Below are 5,092 nucleotides of genomic sequence, written 5' to 3'. Positions count from 1 at the left end.
ATTCCCCGCCAAGAAGCCCATCGACCGCCACCTGACCCAACCCCCGCCGGACACGATCAACATCGTGCGCCAGAGCTAAAGTTACCGGTATTGGGCCCCTGGGTGATCGCGCATCACAGTTCACTGGAGCACCGGTTGCCGCTTCATGCCGACTTTGTCGCTCCGCGTTGCGCCTCTCGCCAAGCGCCTTGTCCGCGCGCAGTATGAGGTAGCGAGGGGGGTTGCTATGAAGTCGTTCGGCGGGCGGCCAGCGGATTGGGTTGGGGTCGGGTTAGGGGTGGTGCTCGGAGGTGTACTGGTCATCGGCTTCATGTTGATGACTGGTGGAATGAATCCAGGCCTTGCGGGCCTGATCGTCGTTCTGAGCGCGATCTTCGCGTGGCGGCCGCTCGTGCGCCCAGACAACGAGGGCATGAAACGCGGCCTCGCACTCGGGACAGCGGCGGGCTTGATGGTTCTGAGCGTCCTGGCGGCAGTGTTGACGGTCACGAGCTAGATGAGCCACCGAGCGTTCGATGTCTCGGCAGGTCTTCTGGACGCGTGTCCGGGCGTAACGTTGGAAGTAGGCGTTATCGGAACCTGCGCTACTCCACCTTGACTCTGGCAACGGCCCTTGTCTCAGGACCCCAACCGGGGAGAGGCCTTGATCCGGGTGGTGTGACATGGGGAGGTGCTCAGCCGCTCTGATCGGCGGCGCCCTCAGGGGACAATCGCTGGAGCTGTCGGCCCACCCGCCTGAGCTGGTACAGCTGAGCGCCGTTCACCAGCGCCGCGGCCAAGAGCAGCGCCGCGAGCATGAACTCGCCGGCGGTCAGGTTCATGACAGCGCCGAGCATGAGCAGGGCTGTCACGATCACGGAGACAATTCGGAACTGGCGCAGTTCCTCGATCCTGCGCTGCGCGATGCGCACTGCAGTCACACGGATCTGAGGGTTGGCTGGGATCTGTCCGCTGACCGCGGCTCGGTACGCTTCTAACTGCTGCGCCGGTGGTAGGTCACCAGCCGCGGCTCGCAAATCCCGTTGCTGCCTACCGCTGGCATACGCCAGCGTGCCGCCGAACAACAAACCAGCTATGACGCCGGCGATCGCCGCTGCCTGCCACGAGACCGGCGTCGGAGCGGTGAATCGAGTCACTGCAGCGAAACCGCCGCCGAAGATCAGCCCGCTGGCCAAACCGACCATCCACGGAGGAGTGGTCACCAGGTAAGTGCGCATGTCGGGCATGGTTCCACGACGCATCGCAAAGCTCCACAACACCTGTGCACCCGGTCCCAGTGATGACCGCCCCAACTATCGCGACCATGGCCTCTGCATCTCGGCGCGGCGACACGCCGGGCCTCTGCACGGTGGAGGAGGCTGCACTGTCTGGTTCACGACTCGATATCGACGATTTGCAGCTCCTCCGGGCGAAGGTCGGGACATAACGCTGAGGTAGCGGAGTCCGTGGCGCCACTGGCATCGGCCGCGACCTCGATCACCGTGCGCGGCTGGACCTTGGTCAGCGGCTTGATCGAGTCCTTGCCTCCCCACCGATAGGACGTGATCTCGTCCGGCCATGGATGGCCTCGCCGCGCCGGGCGCAGTACGGCGCCGAGCTCGGCCGACTGCCGGGCGTTGAGCGGAACGCTACGTCCGACCATGACCAGGTCGCTGCCGCGGTAGCGGCCGGCGATCACGACCTCGGGCCGGTCGATCGGACCGAAGACCCCGCCGACGATCACTTCGTGCGTGGCGCGATGCTTCACCTTCCATTGGGGTAGAGAAAGCGTCGTGCACTGTCGCACTCGGGGCCGATTCGTGGGTGTGCGCGACATGCTGATCGCGAGTGGCCAGTTGGTTGTCAGGCGCGATTTAGGTTGGACGCTTCGTCGCTGACGGCCGTCGTCGGGGGCCTTGTGGAGGGACCTGGCGATGCAGGCGTTTGTGGTTCGGCTTCCGTCCCGGGCAGCGGTATTGGACGGTGTTGGATGAAGATCTACGGGTGCATGGGGCGGCGGATGCGTTCTTGCAGCAGATGCGGTTCGGGCGGGGTTGTGCCGAGAGCACAACCAGGGCGTATGCCACATCGACGGCGCTGTATCTGCTGTGGTGTCGCCAGGTTCACCGTGATTGGCGTGATGCGGTCGACCGGTTGGGCGCCTTCATGCTGTGGCTGCGCCACGCCCCCGGTCCGGGCACGACCGTGGGGTCTGAAGTCGCGCGGGTCGATGTGGTGGTCCGTCAGCCGCGCCGTATCAACGCTGTCTTGGTCGCGGTGCGGGAGTTCATCAAGCACGCGGTGGTGAGCGGTGATGTGCCGGCGCGGGCGCTGTCGGCCCTTTACGAGGTTGGGGATGACCGGTGGGCGCCGGCCGATCTGGGCGGCGAGCGCACCGGCCTGCGGTTCATTGCGCGACCGCGGCACCGGTTGTCGGCGCCGGATCGGCCAGTGCAGCGATCTAGCGACGCCGCTGCCGTGTCGTTGCTGAAAGTCTGCCGGTCCGCCCGGGATCGGTTCATCGTGGTGTTGCTCGGCCGCGCGGGGCTACGGCGCGGTGAGACGGTGGCTCTTCGGCGGGCGGACATGCACGTAGGTCTGGAGTCGACGTCGGTGGGTTGCGACGTGGTCGGAGAACACCTGCATGTGGTCCGGCGCGAGGAGGCATCGAACGGTGCGGTCGCGAAGTCGCGGAGGCCGCGGGCAGTTCCGCTGGACTTCTTGGTCGTGCAGGCTTACGACACGTACTGCTGGGAACGGGACCGCTGCCGGGAAGCGTTCGAGTGCGACTTCGTGCTGGTGAATTTGTTCCGGGTGCCGCTCGGGCAGCCGATGCGGCCCGGCGCGATCAATGAGCTGCTCGCGGCCCTGTCGCGGCGAGCTGGCCTTGAACGCCCAGTACATCCACACATGCTGCGGCACGCCTTTGCGAGCAACGTGCTGGAGGCCGGCGGGACGCTGGACGAGGCCCAAGAACTCCTCGGCCACGCCAGTCCGCTATCGACGCAGATCTACCTGCACCCGTCCCCGGCTCGCTTACGCGCAGCGGTCGACAACATCGCCCGCGACCAGGTCGAGCGCTCATGACTACTCTCCCGCACGCCAAGGGGGTCACCGCAGCGTCTGCGGGGCTGCCGGCGCAGACGCGGCTGGCGAGACTAGAGGCGTTGCTGGACCCGGTGTTCTTGTTTGAGGCTGGCTGGGACGCCGCCCGTCGCCTGCTTCAGCCGCCGCAGGGTGATCGGCTGCTGGGTTGGCCTTGCTGCTCGGTGCCAGGCTGCACGGTTGAGACCCCCGGACTGTTGTGCACCGGCTGCATCGTTCGCCAGCGCAACAGCGGCATGACAGTGGAGGATTTCCTCGCGGCCGCCCCGAGCAAACAACGCGCGGATGCCTGGCTGGTCGATGAACGGCTTTGCCTGGTCGACGGTTGCCAGCGGCCGATCCACGTGCGAACCACCGGCCTTTGCAACAGCCATTCACACCAGTGCCGAGGGCTTTTCGACCGGGCGCACCCTGACGTTGTGCCGGCCTTCCTGGCCCGCCCTGACGTCCGGCCTCACCCAACTTGGGGACCCTGCCTGGTTCCAGCGTGCCTTCGGGTTGCCTACGCCAGCGCCGGGCTGTGTGTTCGCCATGGCCAACGCTGGGGCGAGGCCCTCCGGGCCGGAGCCGACATCGACCTCGGCCTGTGGTGCCGACGACAGGACGGCATCACGGTGTCCGGAGTCGCGAACTTGCGCGGGCTTGCGCACCTGGTCGTCATCGAGCTACTCGCCGGTTTGCAGCTGCGCACCGGCCGCGGCGCGAAAACCCGTCCAAGCCAACTGAATCGGCTGGCCCGGATCGCGCGCCACCAGGAGGTGGAACGTCTAAGCGATATTGACGTCAGCCAGTGCGGCTCCGACCTAGCCACGATCTTGTCGGGCTTCGTGCGGGACGCCAGTCGCGCCACCACCACCGCAGTGGAAGAGCAACGCAAAGATCTGTGGGATCTGGCCATCTTGGGAGGCGCCGGTCGACTGGACTTCACCGTGCTGGAGCAGCCCTGGCTGCGAGAGATCGGGAAACACTGGGCCAGCGAGGACCTTCCGCGGCGTCGGGGCGACAAGGCCGGGATGGTGGTCAGGACCCATCTGGGGTCCTTGGCCGCCCTGTCGACCAGTCTGCGGTTGAACCGCCCCGATCGCGGAATGGACCGCACCTCGCTGGGCCGCAGCGACATCGTCGCGTTCCTAGCCCGCCTCGCGCATCTGGAAAAGACCGGGGCGTTGACCCCCAAACGGCGGGTTCAGATGGTGCGCCACGTCCGGACGGTCCTGCGCGATTGCCGGGACCTGGGCATGACGAGACCCGGTGGTTGCGTCGCCGGCCTGCCCGGGGAATTCAGCTTGCGCAGCAACGACGTCCCGCAGGAGTCCCCGATCGCCGGGCCGGGTCGCTCGCTGCCGAACGAGGTCATGAAGGCGCTGAGCGAGGCGCTGCCGGTGTTGGAAGGACTCAGCGGCCGCGCGGCGCGGGTGGCCGTCGAGGTTCTGATGGACACCGGCCGGCGACCCGACGAGGTATGTCAGCTGCCATGGGATTGCCTGGACCGCGACTCCGACGGCAAATACGTGCTGATCTACACCGATTACAAGGAGAACCGGCTGAAGCGCCGGGTGCCAATCGCTGACGCCACTGCCGCCCTCATCCGCGGCCAGCAGGCTCTCGTCCAGGCAATGTTCACGCATACCAGCACCGCCGAGCTGGTGCTGTTCCCGGCGGCCACAACAAACCCGAACGGGACATCGTCGCTGCGTGCGGTGGTGCTGACCGGCCTTCACCGGGAGTGGGTCAACCGGCTGGACGAGTTCACGCTGTCCGACGGCGGAGTCTTTCCCGCCACAGCGGTCGTGGCCTACGCCTACCGCCACACCTACGCCCAGCGCCATGCCGATGCCGGCACACCGATTGACGTCCTGCGCGAGCTGATGGGACACCGCAGTGTCCACTCCACTGAGGCCTACTACAACCCCCGGGAATTGCAGCAGATGGGCGAGATTCAGCGGATCGCCTGCTGAGCTTGGCTCGGCAATAGGTTCGTCCGGCCGTCCCGACACGCCGTCTGACC

At 66.6% G+C, this 5,092-nt stretch carries 5 protein-coding genes; 3 read left to right on the top strand and 2 right to left on the bottom strand.

The window, feature by feature from the left end:
- Nucleotides 1–226: 226 nt before the first annotated feature.
- Entirely contained in the window at nucleotides 227–496 is a 270-nt protein-coding gene (locus EV643_RS43705; RefSeq protein WP_133806130.1) for a hypothetical protein, read from the top strand.
- A 178-nt stretch (nucleotides 497–674) separates the two neighbouring features.
- Here EV643_RS43705 and EV643_RS43700 read toward each other — a convergent pair whose 3' ends face one another.
- Both EV643_RS43700 and EV643_RS43695 read right to left on the bottom strand, forming a co-directional pair.
- Entirely contained in the window at nucleotides 675–1,217 is a 543-nt protein-coding gene (locus tag EV643_RS43700; RefSeq protein ID WP_133806129.1) for a hypothetical protein, read from the bottom strand.
- A gap of 155 nt (nucleotides 1,218–1,372) precedes the next feature.
- The gene (locus EV643_RS43695) at nucleotides 1,373–1,747 is read right to left on the bottom strand and encodes a hypothetical protein (protein ID WP_133806128.1); all 375 of its coding nucleotides are present in this window, start codon (nucleotides 1,745–1,747) and stop codon (nucleotides 1,373–1,375) included.
- 215 nt (nucleotides 1,748–1,962) lie between these two features.
- On the opposite strand from EV643_RS43695, the gene EV643_RS43690 reads away from it, so the two are divergent.
- Both EV643_RS43690 and EV643_RS43685 read left to right on the top strand, forming a co-directional pair.
- On the top strand, nucleotides 1,963–3,066 hold the full coding sequence (locus EV643_RS43690) for a tyrosine-type recombinase/integrase (RefSeq protein ID WP_238166225.1): 1,104 nt from the start codon (nucleotides 1,963–1,965) through the stop codon (nucleotides 3,064–3,066).
- 80 nt (nucleotides 3,067–3,146) lie between these two features.
- A complete protein-coding gene (locus EV643_RS43685; protein ID WP_166665815.1) occupies nucleotides 3,147–5,042 on the top strand; it encodes a tyrosine-type recombinase/integrase in 1,896 nt (631 codons plus the stop codon).
- Nucleotides 5,043–5,092: the final 50 nt, after the last annotated feature.

This window comes from Kribbella caucasensis (assembly GCF_004361855.1).
GTDB classification, from domain to species: Bacteria; Actinomycetota; Actinomycetes; order Propionibacteriales; family Kribbellaceae; genus Kribbella; species Kribbella caucasensis.
Note: the sequence above shows the minus strand (reverse complement) of the source record. Positions and strands in the feature narration are given on the sequence as shown.